11 protein-coding genes and 1 pseudogene are annotated in these 18115 nt (G+C 53.7%); 1 reads left to right on the forward strand and 11 read right to left on the reverse strand.

Annotated elements, in window-relative coordinates; genetic code table 11:
- Positions 1-220: pseudogene (locus BM114_RS11600) on the reverse strand (DDE transposase); the annotation flags it as partial.
- Positions 221-740: 520 nt separating this feature from the next.
- Between BM114_RS11600 and BM114_RS11605 the strand changes: the two are divergent.
- Positions 741-1442 (forward strand): hypothetical protein, encoded by a 702-nt coding sequence (locus BM114_RS11605; protein WP_143089327.1) that lies wholly within the window; start codon positions 741-743, stop codon positions 1440-1442.
- A gap of 120 nt (positions 1443-1562) precedes the next feature.
- On the opposite strand, the gene BM114_RS11610 is transcribed toward BM114_RS11605, so the two are convergent.
- The 10 genes from BM114_RS11610 to BM114_RS11655 all read right to left on the reverse strand — a co-directional run bounded on the left by BM114_RS11610 (position 1563) and on the right by BM114_RS11655 (position 18085).
- Positions 1563-1922, reverse strand: coding sequence for a DUF2023 family protein (locus BM114_RS11610; RefSeq protein WP_092113603.1), 360 nt, complete (start codon positions 1920-1922; stop codon positions 1563-1565).
- A gap of 42 nt (positions 1923-1964) precedes the next feature.
- A complete protein-coding gene (gene fldA, locus BM114_RS11615; protein WP_092113605.1) occupies positions 1965-2459 on the reverse strand; it encodes a flavodoxin FldA in 495 nt (164 codons plus the stop codon).
- Between the two features lie 114 nt (positions 2460-2573).
- Positions 2574-4754: a S8 family serine peptidase gene (locus BM114_RS11620; protein ID WP_092113607.1), complete on the reverse strand. Its 2181-nt coding sequence runs from the start codon at positions 4752-4754 to the stop codon at positions 2574-2576.
- Between the two features lie 418 nt (positions 4755-5172).
- Complete coding sequence (locus tag BM114_RS11625; RefSeq protein WP_255406501.1) at positions 5173-8667, reverse strand: glycosyl hydrolase 2 galactose-binding domain-containing protein; 3495 nt, start codon at positions 8665-8667, stop codon at positions 5173-5175.
- A 51-nt stretch (positions 8668-8718) separates the two neighbouring features.
- Entirely contained in the window at positions 8719-9870 is a 1152-nt protein-coding gene (locus BM114_RS11630) for a glycoside hydrolase family 26 protein (protein WP_177207110.1), read from the reverse strand.
- Between the two features lie 56 nt (positions 9871-9926).
- Complete coding sequence (locus tag BM114_RS11635) at positions 9927-11372, reverse strand: hypothetical protein (protein ID WP_092113610.1); 1446 nt, start codon at positions 11370-11372, stop codon at positions 9927-9929.
- Positions 11373-11403: 31 nt separating this feature from the next.
- Positions 11404-12360, reverse strand: a complete 957-nt coding sequence (locus BM114_RS11640) for a hypothetical protein (RefSeq protein ID WP_092113612.1) — start codon at positions 12358-12360, stop codon at positions 11404-11406.
- A 23-nt stretch (positions 12361-12383) separates the two neighbouring features.
- Positions 12384-13886, reverse strand: coding sequence for a RagB/SusD family nutrient uptake outer membrane protein (locus tag BM114_RS11645; protein WP_092113614.1), 1503 nt, complete (start codon positions 13884-13886; stop codon positions 12384-12386).
- Positions 13887-13898: 12 nt separating this feature from the next.
- On the reverse strand, positions 13899-16943 hold the full coding sequence (locus tag BM114_RS11650) for a SusC/RagA family TonB-linked outer membrane protein (protein WP_255406504.1): 3045 nt from the start codon (positions 16941-16943) through the stop codon (positions 13899-13901).
- A 119-nt stretch (positions 16944-17062) separates the two neighbouring features.
- Positions 17063-18085, reverse strand: a complete 1023-nt coding sequence (locus BM114_RS11655; protein WP_092113664.1) for a glycoside hydrolase family 130 protein — start codon at positions 18083-18085, stop codon at positions 17063-17065.
- Positions 18086-18115 lie beyond the last annotated feature (30 nt).

Here is an 18115-nt window from a genome sequence, read left to right on the forward strand (position 1 = left end):
GGCTTTCTGTGAAACCATTAGGCTTAAGGTCATGCCACTCTTCTTCACGAGCGTCATTCTCGTCAAGATAGATATGGAGAAGGACACGCTCATCACTAGTCTCTTCAATAATGCCTGTGTGGTCTTCACGAACGTCTGTCACGTCAAAGAACTCAAGTATACCTTTGGGAAGAAGGTAACTGGCCAGAATCTTGTAATCAAATGCTGTTTGCTTACTCATGGGTGCAAAGTTAATGCATCTCATGAACTTTTAAGCATCAAACAAGAAAATATCGGCCTATACTACAAAATTATGCCACGGATATTTGCAACTGTGCCTGTTTCCTTGCTCTTTACACCTATCTTTGCGTGACGGAAAAAGCACATCCCGAACTTATTTAACCCTCTATTGTACATATCGTTAGTTGAAACCGTGGCAAAGGTATATAAGCTTCTTAAGATAAACAAGCAAAATGAAAGAAAAATGCATATAAACTACATGCAAACGAATGCGCAAGCTTGCCACAGGGACAAAGGGCGTGCTCCTCCGGACTCCCGAAAAATAAGAATCGGACGAATCGCAAAAATGACATTTTTTCAGCGAAAACCTTTGCCCTCGTCAGATTTTTTCCATATATTTACCGCTGGACTTTAAGTCCGTTTCATACCAGAAAACAAACCACAGAAAACAAAAAAAAGAGTTTACAGACATGCTGGGGGCACAGGACATACCTGCGAAGTCAAACGATAAAACGAAGAACATGAAAAACAGCATCAGACTAATCGCCATTGCCTTTACGATGCTCTGCGGCACAACGGCCATGGCAGACAAGAGAGACGGAATGGCTACCATTATCATGAAAGACGGCAGCAAGTTAGAGAATGTTCAAGTCAAAGTTCCCAAATACTGGAATGACAAGAAGTTTGAGATTAAGGACGGAGCCAAGCGCACCATCAAGTCGGAAGATGTAAAGAGAATGTTTGTATGGAATGCTGCCGATCCAGAACATGTTGTGGAGATGGCATACACCAAGTGCGGCTTCTATACCAAGAAAGGCACAGACTTCATTTCCAGCCAATACTGGATAATCCTGGTTGACAAGGGTCCAAATGTTTCCCATTGGGTGAGCGGAAATATAGAATTTACGAAAAACGGGTGCGACATCGTCTACTCTTCATTGGAGAACAGCAACTATTTCTGGAAGGATACGGACGAGTACCCGATGCTCATCGAGTTCAACGGAAACGGAGGAAAGAAAACGCCTGAGCAGTTGGGGGGGGTGTATCTCTCGGACGACCCGACCTTGACGGAGGCTCTGAAAGTGGACAAGGGCAAGGCCTTTAAGATAGCCTCCAGCAGAAAGTTCTACATAGTCAATCCATTCACGAACAAGGACAAAGTATCAAATACCAATCTTTGGGATTATGACAAAATCGTGGAGGCATATTCCTCAAAGAAATAAATGGGCAACCCTTTAAATAATAAACGAGCCTGTCTCACGACAAGCCCGTTTATTATACAAAAACATTATGAATTTTATTTAGCGAACAAGATTTAAAAGTTTATCTTCAAAGTCTATATTCTATTGCGCCTGCTTACACGACCGGCACTTGCGGTGGCAGTAGCGTTCGCACTGCACGCGGATGTCATATCCCAGCATTGCGCCGAGTATGAAGTCTTCCTCCGGAGTGAGTTGGCTGAGCGGTTTCGTTACTATAAGCCGGATGGCATCCAGGCATTCACGGCTCCCGAAGAAGAGGTTCAGGCAGTCGTTGCCTACCGACTGAACGAGATAGTCGATGCCCTGCCGGTCCAGTCGCCTCAAAGCCCAGTCCTCAAACTTCCTGTTAAAGGTGAAGAGCACCATCTGGCGCACACCTTTCTGATACTCATAGATATGATTCATCAGGACTTTCATGTCGACAGGGACTATCTCGTTCATGAGAAAACTATTCTAACAATTACTAACTAAAAAGCTTCTTCATCAAAGACTTGGCATAATCTGAGCCACCCAGGCGTCGATGCGCTCGGGGGTCTTGTCGTCTTCGTTGGTCTCGTCGAGGGCCAGTCCGAGGAACTTGCCGTCAACCACGGCCTCCGAATCATCGTATGTGTATGCGCTTGCGTCCACTCCCTCGAGCACCGTGGCACCCGCCTCGACGCACGCATCGTAGAGTTCCTTCATGCCTCCGCAGAATGTATCGCTGTACGACTCGGAGTCGCCGACGCCGAAGAGGGCTACCGTCTTACCAGTCAGACCGGCACTCTTGAGCACCTTCACGCCGTCATACCAGTCGTCCTGCATCTCACCGGCACCCCAGGTAGAAGTTCCCAGGATCAGGTTTTCTGCCTCCTGAACCTTTGCCTCGTCCAAGTCGGATACATTAATGACCTCTGCTCCTAATTTCTCACCTATTGTCTGAGCGACTGACTCACACATGCCCGTAGAAGAGCCAAACACTACAACTGTCTTTTTCACTTTGCTTCTATTTTAATATTAATTTCCTGCTGCAAAGATAAAGACATAATTCGAAAGTTGCAATACCGAGAAATGGTGATTTTTGCGAAATACTTAAAAATGAGGAACTGCAACTCACAGCCGCACGAGCGACGAGCCCGTAGTATCCCGGGAGCCGCCGCTCACCTGTACGGCATATACGCCCGCCGGGCAGTCTGACAGGTCGAGCTCATAGGTATGGTTCCCTCCCGCGAGCCGTCGGGTGAGCAGTTTGCGGCCGTCGGCCGAATAGACCGATACCGTGAAGTCGCGGGCGGGAGCGGTATCGAAGGCTATCTGCACCCGTCGTCCCTGCGCCGGTCGAATCGTTACGCCGGCAGGCTGATGGGTGGAGAGGTCCTGTATGCGGGTCAGGTTCAGCACCTCCAGCAGTCCGGCATAGACATCTATCTGCCCGTAGCCGTACTCGTTGTTGGGATAGGTCAACGAGGCGTCGGGGTGGGTGCTGGTCTTGCTGAGCACTTCCATCACCTCCTCAGGCGTCAGGTCGGGCTTCGCCTGCAGCCAGAGGGCGATGGCACCGGCCACGGCGGGCGTTGCCATCGAGGTTCCCGAGTTGTAGTTCCAGGCATAGGTGCGCCCGCGGAAGTCGAAGTGCTTCTTGTCCGAGTTCTCTATATCCCACGCATTCGGGTGGTTTTCAAGGTAATAGCTGCTGTAAGAGGAGACGATGTTCACGCCCGGAGCCACCACATCGGGCTTCACGCGGCCGTCGAAGGTAGGCCCGATTGACGATGCCGAATAGCGCCGCCCGTGCAGTCCGGGCTCATAGGTGCGGTGCGCGCCCAGATAGGTGTAGATGTCCTCACGATAGCCGTTGGCTCCCACGGCGATGACACACGGCGCACTCGACGGCGAATGGATGCTGTGGGTGTTCTCTCCGGCATTGAGCGAGGCGTCAAGGGGGTTCGTCGTGGGGATGCCCACCGACTGATAGTACTCCACATCGGCGTCCGCTCCTGCCACTTTCAGGGAGAAAGGCTGGTCGGGCACCTGCGTCAACAGCACATCATAGCACACCTCCGCCGCACCATAGCACGACCTGTAGGCCGCTATCACCAGCTCGCCGAGGGGCGTGGAGGCACGGAGCGTGGAGTCCGCCTGCGCCAGGATGTCGGCGGTGGAGACCTCCTGCTCTCCCCCCTCGATGTTCCATGCCTTCAGGGTGATGGTGAATGGGGCTGCCGACTTCAGCGTGAAGCCCACCCGCTGCCTGTCGGGCGTGATGAAGCAGCCTGCCTGCCCCACTCCCGCAGGCTTTCGGAAATAGGTCTTGCGGCCGCCGTCGTTGCCCGCCGAGGCCACCAGTATCCTACCTTTGCCCACCAGCGTGGCCAGCATCTCATAGTAGAGCTGGTCGTCGCCGCGGAAGTCCTCGTGGCTGCCCTCGCTGAACGAGGCCACGCAGGGCTGCCCGTGCGCCTCGGCATAGTCGAAGAGATACTTGAATCCCATCACATCCGTGGCATAGGTATACTTGTAGTAGTCGGCCGAGTCGATGAGCGCGGCGTCTTCCGAGGAAGCGTTCGCCACGAGGCAGATGTCGCTCTCATAGGCCATGCCACGGTAGCGACCCGGCTCGTCGGGATCCCATCCGCCCCCCGCGGCTATGCCCAGAGTGTGCGTGCCGTGGGTCTGGTCAAGGCCGTCCCTGGAGTGCGCCAGGGCCAGCAGCGTCTCCTCACCCTCGTAGTCGCGCCCCACATAGCGGTTGCTGTCGGTGGCCAGCTGGTCCCAGAACGCCTTGATGCGATACTCGGTGGCATCGGCATTGTAGAAGTTAGGGTGCGTCAGGTCGAAGCCGATGTCCATCACGCCCACCACGACGCCCTTTCCCGTATAGGCCTGGGGCAGGTTTCCGCCCCCCTCATAAGCCTTCCGGGCATTGAGGATGGTGGCCATCGTGTCGGTCTGGATGCTGTTGGAGCGGCCGGCCTCGATGCGCCTCACGCCCTTGGCATGCGACAGCGGTGCCAACCGTGAGAGCGGGATGCTGGCTATCCAGATGTCGCCCTCGCTCATCAGCGGCTCACATCCCTGCGAGCGAAGCAGCGCGTCGCCGTCGCCGTCAATCCGCACGAAGGCGCAGACAGCCGGCTCCCTGCCGCTCCGGGGCTGGGCCGCACGCGTCTTCCGACCCTCCTGTGCCAGCGAGAGCTGCCTTACCAAGGTCGACATCTTGGCATAGTCAGGACGCTGGGCACCCATGCCCAGCACGCAGAAAACCGTCAGAAGCGTGAAAACCATTCGTTTCATGCCGCAAAGTAAGCAAAAAAATATGACATTTGCAAATTCTGACCGTGAAATCTTGAACGCCGGTCCGTGCCCTCCCCTGCCATTGCACATCCTGCCGCCCGTCGCACCCCGTGCCGCCGCCCGTCGTGCCCCGTGCTCCCCTTGCCGACCGTCCCTGCCCCTTCTGGCGGCTTTCCTACTGCCTACGGGCGGTCGGCAGACTTTATACCCACCGTATGTAATCGATGTTTCAGTCATTGAAACACGGTGTTTCGGCCGCAGAAACTTGATGTTTCGACCGTAGAAACTTGATGTTTCAGCCATAGAAACACAAAACGGCAGCCGCCTCCCGCAATAGGAGAGACGACTGCCGCCGCTGCTTAAGGCATGAAGTCAGGGCTGGCAGGCAGGCTTGCGCCCGCCGCTTCAGCCGCTCCGCCTAATAGTTGTATCCCTCTACCTCGATTTCGGGAGTCGTGCCCCGTCCGTCTTCCTCACGGTAGCTCACACTCACGGTCTTGCTCTCGCCCGGCATGAGATGGAAATAATTGTCGGAATAGACCACGGGCAATATCTGCCGCCCGTCGCTGCCTTTCAGGTTGAGCCTCATCATCAGTGCCGGCGTGGACGATGTATTCTTGAGCACCACCTGGGCCCTGCGCCCGTCGGCAGTAGGGCTGAAGGCGGTCTTCACCTCCACCCGGGCTTTCGGCAGACGCCTGAGAGCCTGCCAGTCGTCAGCCTCCCGGCTGTGGACATAGGTGTTCTCTGACAGCGTGCGGTCTCCCTCCTCGAGCCTGAGGCTTACGAAGCACATCTCGTCGGCCGGCATCTCCAGCATCAGCGGCGCCAAGGTGGTGTCCTCGTCGATGCTCACGGTCGCTGTCCAGCGGCGTATCTCCCTGCCCTCCAGGCTCAATGTGCGGGCGGTGAGCCTGAGACTCTCATGCCGACCCGTGCCGAGGTTGACCACCTGCACGGCCTTGGTTACCGGATTGAACTGCACATGAAGCGGCTCGCAGGCCTTTTTCACGGCGAAATAGGCCGCCGTAGGCTCGAAATAATAATCATAGGTCTGCCACACCATGGACGGCCAGCAGGCGTGGCTCATCCATATGAGCAATCCCATGCGATACTGCTGTGCGCCCTCATACATGGCTCGATAGCCGTCGTAGTTGAGCCATTGCGCCCAGGAAGCGAACTCCCGGGCGTCGGCAGGCTGGCCGAAACGCTTGCGGAGGGTGTCCATAAACGACTGTCCGCCCTGTGCCCCGCCCATAGTGAAGTCGTGCTGCGCCCATGCCAAACCCACCGGCCACAGGCTGTCGGGCTCCAGCATGCGCCGCAGACTCTCGATTGTGGGCACGCAGGGCACGCCGCGTTCGGAGTGAAGCTTATGAGACTGGTTGGTGAAATAATACTCCAGCGGCATCAGCCGATAGGCTCCATGACCGCTCACACCCGCGTCGGCCGAGCTGGGAATGTAGCCCAGCTGCGGGTGCAGGTCCTTGATCTGCCGGCGCAGGGCAGCGTCAAGGCTCGCCGGCGGGAATCCCTCGTTGCGCCCCACATAGATGGCCATGCTGGCATGGCGGCGTAACTTGCGAATCAAATCCTTGCTGTTGCTCAGGAAGAGGGGCTCGTCGTAGGGATCGGAACCGTCCCACGGGTTGGCCAGCCAGAAGTCCTGCCACACCATGATGCCGTGCTTGTCGCAGGCATCATAGAAGGCCTCCTCGCCTATCTGCCCCACCCAGTTGCGTATCATGTTGTAGTTCATCTGCCGGTGATAGCCCACGGCGATGTCATATTCCCTTGCCCGATAGTTAAGGTTTATCTCCGAGAAGCCCCAGTTGCCGCCCAGGGGCGTTATGCGCTTGCCGTTTACATAGATCTTCGTCTCGGTGTCAAGGTCGCGATAGCTCATTTCCCGTATGCCGGCCTTATAGCCGAGCATGGCCGAAGGCTGTCTGCCGGCGGCATCGCGCACCTCGAAGCCCGCCTCATAGAGATAGGGCGTGCCGTAGCCGTTGGGCCACCAGAGCCTCATCGGCTGGTCTTTCAGCTGCGGGAACTCCGCGGGCGTGAAGCTCACCTCCTGCTCTGCGAGAGGCTGGAGGCTGACGGTCTTGGAAAACCTGATGTCGCCTATCCACCCCGTTACGAGTGCCTGGCGGGCGAAATTGTCGGCGTTTCTCACGATAACGGAAGGCGTCATCGTGGCCAGAGTGTCCGGATGGTTGAGCACGGTGGTAACCATTGGATCGCTGACGCCCAACCCGGCGTCGCTGCTCAGGTAGACCCGGTTCCAGATTCCGACCTCCCGCCCGGGAACGCTCGTTATCCAATCCCAGCCGATGGATGCGTGGAAAGTGGGGTTGTCAGCCCCCAGCACGCCCCCATTCAGGTCGGTGCTTTCCCTGTTTTTCTCCTTCACCGCACCGAAATGCGCATTCCGGACGACCTTCACCTCGAGCAGGTTGTCGCCGGGATGCAGCAGTCGGGTTACATCGAAGCGGCCTCGGGTGAACGCTCCGTCGATGCGCCCCACCTGCTGACGGTTCAGATAGACCTCCGCCTTCCAGTTGATGCCGTCGAAGTTCAGGTAAGTATGCTGCCCGGCTTGCGTGGACGGTGCCTGAACATGAGCACGATACCAGAAGTCGGACATGAAGAAGCTTTCCGATATCTGGCGCATGTTGTTGGCATATCGATTGTCGGGCACGGCCCCGATGTTCATGTAACTTGTCAGCACAGTGCCCGGCACCGTGGCTGGAATCCACTGCGAGTCGCCGTCGCGGCGCAATTCCCAGTGGCTGATGTCGCCCGTGTCGGCCTGTCGGGCCACAAGTCCGCCACGCCCCCACACCTCGAGCTCGCTCAAGACGAAGAGTCCGCTCTTGTCGGCCTTGCTCATAAGCAGGCGGACATAGCGTGCGCGACCCGGACATTTCACATCGCCGCCCGACCTGTCGCCGCCTGACAGCGTGGCCACATCACGCCACGCCCGGGCGTCGTCGGAGAACTGGATGCTGCCTGCCTGCGGCTTGTGAATCCAATGCAGGCGCACATGGTCGATTGCCACATCGGTGCCCAGGTCGACATAGAGCCAAGACGGACTGTCCTTCTGTTCACGCACGGCGAAGGCACTCACGAAATGAGCCGAGGGCATCCAGTCCTCGTTCAGCTCGTAGATGCGCCAGTAGGCACAGCCCTTCATCTCGAATTCCAGCCTCACATGCTGATAGCGGCCGGGCTTGTCGAGGGTTATCTCGGTCTGCACGATGCGCAGGGGAAGCCTCACCTTGGCCTCACGCTTGTTGGGGTCGGAGCTCACCATCTGCTTGGTGGCCTTGCCGGGCAGCGCGGTTGCAGCCTGCCGGCCGATGAGCGACCAGCGCCGGCCGTCGGCAGAACCCATCACCCGGATGGCGTAGCCTCCCGTGGCCTTCTCCGGCTCATAGGCTACCTCGGCAAGAAGATTCAACTTGGACAATGCCACCTGCATGCCCTGCCAGTCGAACTGGATGAATGTGTTCTCGCCCAAGACATAGTTGCTCGAGTGCACATTCCCGTCGAAGGTCTTCTCCTTGTCGCGCAGCGAGAGCACGCCCTCTGGTGTCGACACCGTGAGCCGGGGCGGTTCCTCGTGGCTGACGATGCCGTCGGTGGCCAGCTGTGCCGTCAGATTATAGTCTACGGACGACGACGCGTAGGCCATCCTGTTGAGCGCGACATTGCGATAAGCGTCGTCCTTCACCATGTGCGGCCCCTTGAAATCGGCCTTCCTGCCGGGATATTGCCCTATTCCACGCGTATATTCCACCTGTGCCATAACCGTCGTATTCAGCATAACCATGCCTGCCAATACCCAAAATCTACTCCATGCAGATACCCGTCGTGCTGCCGACGGGTATCTTTTGACTAACATCATTATAACTAACAATATAACCTGTAACCGTAAAAAAGCCATAAATATAATATTTCATTCTACTTTCATGTCTGCCGGCAGCTTATACATGTCGGGCAAATCCTGGCTGAACAGAGTCTGTCCGTCATTATAGAAGCGCACGAAATCGGCCTCTGACGGGTGCCCCGGATAGACCGAGAAATAGTGTTTGTCGGTTTCGTCGCCATTGACAAACTTGTTGCGCCAGGTAACAATCATGCTCACCTTGCGCCCTTCGGCCGGAGCGAGCACCTGTTGCGTCCAGTATTTCGCATCGGTAAACGACTCCACGCCCATCTCCGTAACGCCGCAAGGCTTATGCTTCTTGGCTGCCACGCTCTGCATCATGCGCAGGTTGACCGACAGGGTGGCTGCCACACCGCCGTTGTAACAGTCCATCCCGATGAAGTCCACATAGTCGTCGCCCGGCCAGCGATAGAGGAAATCTTCCTCCGCCTTGGGGGAATCCATCTGCGGCGAGATGGCATAGATGAGCTGGTGAACTCCCGCGTTGCGCAGATAGTCGACCGTATAGCGCCAGAGAGCTATGAACTCTTGCTCCGTGGTGCACTGATTGCCCCACCACGCCCAACTCTGCGTGTGCTCGTGGAAGGGTCGGAAGACCATCGGGATGGGTTGACCCTGATCGTCTCTCAAATCCTCCAAGAATGCAGCGAACCGGTCAAGCCAGCCGTTAAACTTCTTCTGGGTGGCACTGCCATCCGTGAGAATTTCCTTTGCCACCTGATTGCTCGTGTTGTCCCAAGCATCGCCCCCAGTAAGGGGATTGTCGAGATGGGCACAAACCAGCACTACCATGCCACGACGGCGGGCGTCGATGATACAACGCCTTCGTATGGCATTCACCTCCTTCTGACTGTCGGAACGATCGTCCATAACCTCTGCCAGGTCGACTCCATAGACGCCGGGATAATCCCCACAGACGGCCTTCGTGTCTGACTGTCCTTCCTCATACTGCCAGTAACGGCCGTAAGTGAGGTCGTCGTGATGGCCGAACATGAACCCAGTCTGCTGGATTTTCCACAGATTGGCATAGAGAGCCTTGGTCTCGGGCGTCGCGCTCTTGTCGACGATGTTCAGGTCTTTCACATCGGCCGAAGGCACTTCTATCGTTGAAGGAGCCGGCTCTATCAGGTCTACATCAGAGCAAGCCGCCATTGTCATCATTAATGTAGCTATAACGCCTAACCGCGTTATTTGGTATTTATGCATACTCATTTTTATCATTCATTAAAATCATTAAATATAATTAAAGACTCTCCGGGCATGTCAATCGTATGTCCTTCACGCAAGTTGAGGGTCAGATGCTCGGCATTGGGCAAGAGAATCCGTGCGTCGGAAAGGCACAGGCGTCCCTCCGCATAGTCAAAGCGCTTGCAGTCGGACAGGACCATCTGTCCCTTCAGGATAACTTGCTGGGGCTTCTTCGACACATTGAGTACGGCCACCATCCGGCGGCCATCCTTCTCTACGGCCAACCCCTTGACCGAGGCACTGCCCCTGACGGTAGTCCGATAGATATCCGAACCCGCCGGCATGTATCTCGTAAGCAGGCTCCAGGCATAGAACCAAGGGCGGATTTTCTCCTGTCCCCCGCCGAAGAACTCCTCTCCGAAGATGTTCCAGAAGCCCCACATCTTGAGTTTGTCGGGGCGTTCGGCACTGTGCATGGCATCGTCGAGCATCCACGCCACACAGCCCGAATAGCCACTGTTGGCCGTCTGCATGAGCACATCGGCCATATCCGTGCCATACATGTAATCGAAGATGAACATCTGACTGTCGTCCATGGAAGCATACGGGAGGGCTGCCGCCCGCCTCAGATTCTCCTGCTGATAGAGCGAGTCGGCCGGTTCCACGAACTTGAGCCCCACCTCGCCCATGACAATCTTATGTCCCTGCGGCACGGCTTCCTTGTAAGCGTGTATGATGCGGGAATACTCCCCGCTGTTCACCGTTGTCTTAGACGGATAGGTATGGATGTCATACAGGCCGAAATCAATTTCCTGCGCTGCCTTTCGCTGCCAGTTAACCTCAGCCGGAGTCCAGATTGCAAGGTCGGCTCCCACGAGCTTTACGCTCTGGAGCATGCGATTGTGCTTCATGCGCTGGTAGAAACAACGAGTGAGATCGCGCCAAAGCTCGTAGTCGCCTTCGGTGGTGGACCAGTATCCGTTGGGCTCGTTTATCATATTATAGTATTTGATACAGGTGTATCCCTTGTCTTTAACGAGCCAAGTAACATAGTCGGCGGCCATCTCCACTTTCCTGCGACTAAAGGTCTTGGTCTTGGCGTCGGCCAATCCCCATCCCCAGTCGCCGAAGATAACGCTCACATTGCGCTTCTGGCAGTAATCGAGGATGTGTCTCACCTGGTCGAAATTGCCCATGGGGTCAAGCCGGCCTCCCTGCATCAGCTCGGCCGTATTGTGAACCACCCGCATAAGCTGTGGCCTCATGAAGTCGAGACGGCGGTAAATCTTCTGCCATTCGGCCTCCGTAAAGGATAGTTTACCGTGGCCATAGTCCAACTGATAGGGGTCCCACTGGGCACCATTGCCGATATAGCCGGCATTGACGCAGGTCGTGAAATCATAGTCGACGATGGTCTGTGAAGTGGCAGTGCCACCCCACAGCATCATCATCGCGAACAGAATTTTTCGTATCATAGCTTAATCGTAAGGGGAATCTTGAGTAATCCTATTCGACCTTCTTCACCGAAATCCAGTAGAGCCGAGGCCTCTTCACGAACTTGTCGTAATCACTATAGATATTGGTCCAGTCGTCGGTGCCGTTGAGCGTAAACTGGAAGGCATTGTCCTGCACGGTGAAAGTCTTGCCGTTGCCACAGCTTACATCACCTGCTCCGATGAAGGAGCCCGTGGTCTGACGGCCGTCTTTGTCCGTGAAGGTGATGGTTCCCTTGCCGTAGTCGCGCTCCCAGGTGCTTTCGCCTTCGGGAATCTGACGATAGAACTTCTTCAAATCTATATCACCGGTGCCTTCCTTGTTCATCGAAGCCAGGAAGATGAAGTCAGCAAAGGTGTTGTCGGAACCGGCGTCGTTGACGCATTTACCCATGGGATTACCTGCGGCAGACACTCCCTCAAGGGTGAAAGTAAGCTTATTGTCGCATTCCTTGTCGGGATCGGTGGCACTGTTCCAGCACCAAGGCTTGTCGGAAAGCTTCATCACAGCACCTCCTCCATATTCCGGACCGGTGCCGCCATAGATGGTCAGAGTCTGAACGGCCCATGTTCCCACAAGCTCCTCGAGGAACGAATTGGCCTTGATTGTATAGGTGCGCGTCTCGCCAAGGGCAGATGTTACTGTGAACGAGGCCTTGCCTGAACTGAAATCCATCTGATCGCCCACCTTGACAGACGACTGCGCCTGATAGGAGAGCTCGAGATTCGTGAGCTTAACGCTCGACATATCGGGCTGTGCGCCTACATTGATAGAAAGCTCTATATTGCCGCTTGTGCCATCCACATTATCAATGGCGGCATTGCCAATCTGGTTTTCAAAGGCTATATTGATGACGGAGCGTTCATGATTCCAGCCCCCGTCGTTGATATCGTCCTGAAAATCTTTCACGCACGACTGCATCAAAATGATGCCAGCCAGCAAAGATGCATATTTGATGATTGTTTTCATAACGCATTGTTTATGTGATGAGTTTATCTCAGGCTTCCATTCAGATTGATTTCAGCCTGCGGAATAGGATAGAAAGTGGTCTGGTCCTCGCCAAGGCTCTGCGCCTCGGGAATAGACTGTATGCGGTTGGTGCGCCGCAAATCATACATGTAATCCCCCTCGAAGGCCATCTCGAACTTGCGTTCATTTATCACGGCCTTGCGGAAATCTGCCTTGCTCAGGTTAGGCGAGAGTGCGCCGAGGCCGGCACGCTGGCGGATGAAATTCACGAGTTCATAGGACCTGGCCGACGGACCGGCAGCCTCGGCATATACCAGGGCGATGTCGGAGAAGCGGATGAGGAATGGACGCGTGCTGGTCTTGTCGCCGTCGAACTTCGGGTCGATGTATTTTCTGCAGAAGGGATATGTGAGCTTGCCGGGATACTGGGCGCTTATGGTTCCATCTGCACGATACACCTTGGTTACAATCAGCTCGGTCTTGCGCTTGTCAGCCGGATCATAGCTGTTGTAGAATACGGGCGTGGTCTGGTATTCACTCCATCCGTCGTGTGAGGGAATGAGCGTATTGCTGCTGCCCTGCATAAGATAGATAGTGGCTCCGTCAACATAGGGGATGAACATCTTGGATATCTTGGAATACTGGCCCTCGCTCACACCGGAGCGATCCATGGACATCAGGAAGATGTGCTCCGGTCCGTTGGACTTCTCCACATCATAGATGTCGAGCAGATTGTCCGAGAATCCATAGGTGGTCTGATGATCAACCACCTCGCCCGCAAAGTAGGCTGCACTATCATACATTTCTTCCGTCTGACGCTTCATCTCGCGATAGAGCTTCACGCCGTTTTCCTTGGCTGATGCCACATAGAGATAGGCCTTGGCTGCCAAAGACTGGGCTGCCACGCAGTCGGTGCGGCCCAAGACGGGCTTGGGGTATACGGGAAGCAGTTCGGCGGCACGGCGGCAGTCGCCCAAGATAAGGTCATAGACCTCGTCTAAATCCTTGGCCAAGGGGGCTGAAGTCTCATCGAGCTGGTCTACCATCGTCGTGTGCATGGGTACAAGTCCGAAATTGCGCACAAGATTGAAGTAGTTCCAGGCTCTCAGGAAATAGGCTTCGCCCAAGAACTGTTTACGCTTAGCCTCGTCAAAAGTGGCATTTTCCACATTCTGAATCACGCCATTAGCTCTATTAATACCAATGAAAGCATACTTGAAGAAATTCTCAAGCGTGATATTAGTTTTGAAATTATCCACTTTCCAAAGGTTCAAATCCTGATTCTCTGCTGATGCGTCACTCTTGGTCGTGAGCTCTTCGCTTGGCATGTCGCCAAGGAAGAAAACGGCGCGGGAATACTCCAGATAAGTGAGATCGCCATAGGCATACATCAACGCTGCTTCTGCGTCAGCAGCGGTCTTATAGAAATTATCCTCTGAATAGAAACCGTAAGGCTCTTCTTTCAGACTACAGGCAGACAGCATTATGAGGGCAGCGACTGCTGATAATATTTTGTTTGTCTTCATCTTTAAGTATATTTAGAAGGTTAAGTCAATGCCGAATGTCCATTTGCGGAGGCGTGGATAGCCACCACTATAGACACCATTCAGACCCACTTCAGGATCATAGCCCTTGAAGCTGGTGAAAGTATAGAGATTAGATATATTCATATAGAGGTGCAGTTTATCGAGGATACTTTTCCCCTTGAAGTCAAAGGTATAACCCAATGTAACATTCTGCACACGGAGGAATGAGCCATCTTCTATCCACCAATCGGATATCATTGTTTGGCGACCGTCTCTCAAGCGGGGATATTCATTGGTCGGGTTATCCGGGGTCCAGCGTAGCGGATTGTTGCTGGACTGTCCGAAGTGGTTCGTATTTAACACATCATTACCGAAAACACCGTTGAGGAACACATTGAAATCCCAGTTTTTCCATGAGAGATTGAGATTCAGACTGGCGGTAAAGTCCGGATTTGGGTCGCCGATAATACATTTGTCCGCCTCGCTGACGCTGCCATCACCATTCAAGTCCATATACTTGAACTCTCCCGGCTGGGCATAGTCACCGGTAAGACCAGCATCGATACCTTCGTTCATGCTTTGAATGATTCCATTCACACGATAGCCATAGAATGCATATACAGGCTGGCCAATGGCTAAGATGTTGGTATAGTCGCGATATTGTTCCAGACTATTGCCGGAATACTCAAAGAGCATACCGGTCATCGGGTCGGATATCAAGCCAGACTCGAGGGTATTCCCCAAATCCTTCACCTTATTACGATTCATAGAGAAAATGAAAGTTGATCCCAGATGCCAGTCATGAGTATTGATAACATCGGCATCTACCGTAACCTCGAAGCCTCGGTTTTGAATCTTTCCGTCGTTCACCCACATCTTGTCATAGCTTGACGAGAGGGCAAGATTACGCTGCCGCAGCAAGTCGTGGGTCTGCTTGTCATAAAAATCGAGCGACAGCCGCAAGCGACGACGGAAGAAAGCCATGTCAATTCCGAAATCGGTCTGCGCGGTAGTCTCCCATTTCAAATCAGGATTGGGAATGCCGCTCCATACACGATAGATCCATCCCGGGCCTGTCCATCCAGACACATAACCCGGTCCGATGGTGGTTACCCACTGGCCATTGTTGTAATACTTGTCGGTGCCATAGCGGCTCAAGGTCTGATAAGGGCTGATGCCCTGATTGCCGCTGATGCCATAGCTGAGTCGGAACTTCAATTCGTCGAAGGCGTGAAGATTCTTTATAAACTCCTCTTCATGAGCTTTCCAGCTGACGGCACCCGACGGGAAGAACGCCCACTTGTTGTTGTCTCCGAACTTGGAGCTGCCGTCAGCACGAGCTGTAAAAGTGAAGAGATAGCGATTGTTGTAAGTATAGTTGGCGCGGAACATCCCGGAAAGCAAAGTGTTGGTTGAGTATCCATTGCTGACAGTATTCTTCTCCGGAGAACCGGCACTCATGTTCTCGTTGAGCAAAGACTCATTCACAAAGTCGCGCGCCACGAGGTCGGAGCTGCGGCTGTTGTAATACTCCCAGGAGAATCCGGCCATGACTCCTACCTCGTGTTTGCCGAATGTCTTGCTGAAATTGGCAAAGGTATCCCACACTAGGTTATGCCCTTCCCAGTTGGAAATCTCGCCCTGACCGTTGTTCATGGTCCCTACCTCTGTATATGTCTTTGGATAATAACGATCGGTGGTAGATTTTCCAAACTTGTAGTTTGCCTGTGAAGTCAAGCGCAATTCTGGAATAATCTGCCATTCCAAGGCAAGAGACGATATTACATCCAGGCTCTTCGACTTGTTGAGTCGGTGATTGGAGATTGCCAGCGGATGATAGTAGTCTTGGGCGTTTACAAGATAATAAGAGCCATCTTCGTTGTAAATCGGGAAGATTGGATTCCTATTATAGCTCAGACCGCCGTTGGCATTCCGCCATCCAGCCGTAAGGATGTTAGAAAAACGCACCTTAAAGTTGTCAAAAACATTGTGATCTACACTCAGGTTGTACCCTCCTTTTTTATAGCTATCCTTGATATACATGCCTTCGTCGGTGTAATAGTTGGCACTCAGATTGAACATTGTGCGGTCGTTGCTGCTCGATATGGTGGCCGTGGTATTGTTCGAAACCGGCATGTCGCGGAATACAAGATCCTCCCAATCGGTTCGGGTTGTCCATGTTGTCATGAGTTCCTCTACGCTTGGATAGTAAACGCCAGAAGAGTTGAAGTTACCAGTATAGAGGGGGACAAGCCCGGCATTGGTCCTGCCTTCGTTGTTGAGCTGGGCCATCAGGACAGGATCGCGCCAGATGTTGAGCTTGCTGGTGAATTGCGACAAGGTGGTTTGATGGTGGATACTGACGGTAGTGGTGCCGGTCTTGGCATGCTTGGTCGTTACCATAATGACACCATTGGCTCCGCGCGAACCATAGATGGCACTGGCTGAAGCGTCTTTCAGCACCTCGAGATTTACGATGTCGGCGGGGTTAATCTGCTTCAAATCACCGGCATCACCCAGTGGGAAACCGTCGACCACGACAAGAGGCGCGTTAGAACCGTTGAGCGAACTGCCTCCTCGGATTCTCACCGTGGAGGCTGCACCGGGATCCTGCGACGAGTTTACAACCTGCAAACCTGCGGCACGCCCTTGCAGCAATCCTTCGACGGAGTTGGAGGGGGTAGCCTTCAGGTCTGTCATCTTAACAGAGGTAACAGACCCTGTCAAGTCACTCTTCTTGACACTACCATAACCGATGACCACAACTTGGTCGAGCGTTTGAGCGTCATCGGCCATTACAACCTCCATTCTGGAGCCCGTTACGGGCACCGTCTTGTCGGCCATTCCCACATAAGAGAACTTCAGTTGGGCATTGCGGCTTACATTCTGAAGCTTGAACAATCCGTCTATATTCGTGACGGTCGTATTCTTGGTTCCTATCTCATTGACAGTAACACCAATCAGAGGCTCGCCGGCATTATCTTTCACATAGCCGGATACATCAATCCTCGAGGATTGCGCATAGATAGAGCCAACATTGAGGAGACATAGCATCATTATCAGCAAAGATAATAATACTTGTCGATTAGAACTTTTTAAATTGCTCATAATTGATTATTTAAGATAGTAGTTGGTTTTCTGATTTTATGGAGTTTGCAGAATGACCTCTCTGAAGGTCATTTCCTTAACTGGAGAAGATATTGGAGGAGCTCATTGACACTACAAGTGGCTGCTCCTACATATTTGTCAGCTGCGCCATAATATACATAGAGTGTATCACCTACGATGACATTACCTGTCGGGAAAACGCATCCGTCATAGAGGCCGTGGAGTTCGTAGTCCTCAGAAGGTTCCAGGATGGGTTCCGGAGTACGGCTTAGAATGTGCTCCGGGTTTTCAGGGTCGAGCAGTACGGCTCCGACACGATAGTGGCCAGAGCCGCCTTTCTCTACTCCGTGATAAAGCATCAGCCAACCTTCAGCGGTCCTCATTGGGGGTGCACTGCCGCCCACCTTCTCTTCCCATGTACCTTCTGTCCCCGTGAGTAAGAGGTGGCTTTCTTTGTCCTCCCAGCTCAGCAAATCATCGGAATACTTCAACCAAATGGATGGATAGTTCACACCAAAAGCCTCACCAACATACTGCTTCGGACGGTGAATCATTACATATCGACCATTGATTTTCTCAGGGAAGAACATCACATCCCTGTCGTCAAGGACAGAGTTGGTAAGCCTACCCAACCGACGGTATTCATGAAAGTCTCGTGTTACGGCAAGTCCCGTATTCCCCATATTATTCCGAAGAGCACTCGGTGCATGGGTACCACATTCTGGAGTAAGCACCACATCGTGGGCAAAGGTCCAGTAACGGCCAGGCGCAAAGGGGCGATAGGCATAAGTAATATAGAAGTCATTATCGAATTTCACGATACGGGGGTCTTCTACGCATCCACTATCAGGCCCGTCTTCACTCGGTCCAAAAGCCGGGTGGTCGCTTTGTCGTTCAAAGTGGAAGCCATCTTGGCTCTCGGCGAGCCCGAAGCGGATGACATGCTTCTCATCTTTTCCTGCACAGCGATACAACATATAAAATGTGCCGTGATCGTAGATGACACCGGGATTACAAGTGATGAGCGATTCCCAGTCATTAGACTCGTTGGGCTGGAGAATTGGGTTCCCTTCAAATTTCTTTAATTTCATGGGCGAATTCAAGTTTCTGTTTGTATTTAT

The organism is Prevotella sp. KH2C16 (assembly GCF_900113305.1).
Classification (GTDB): domain Bacteria; phylum Bacteroidota; class Bacteroidia; order Bacteroidales; family Bacteroidaceae; genus Prevotella.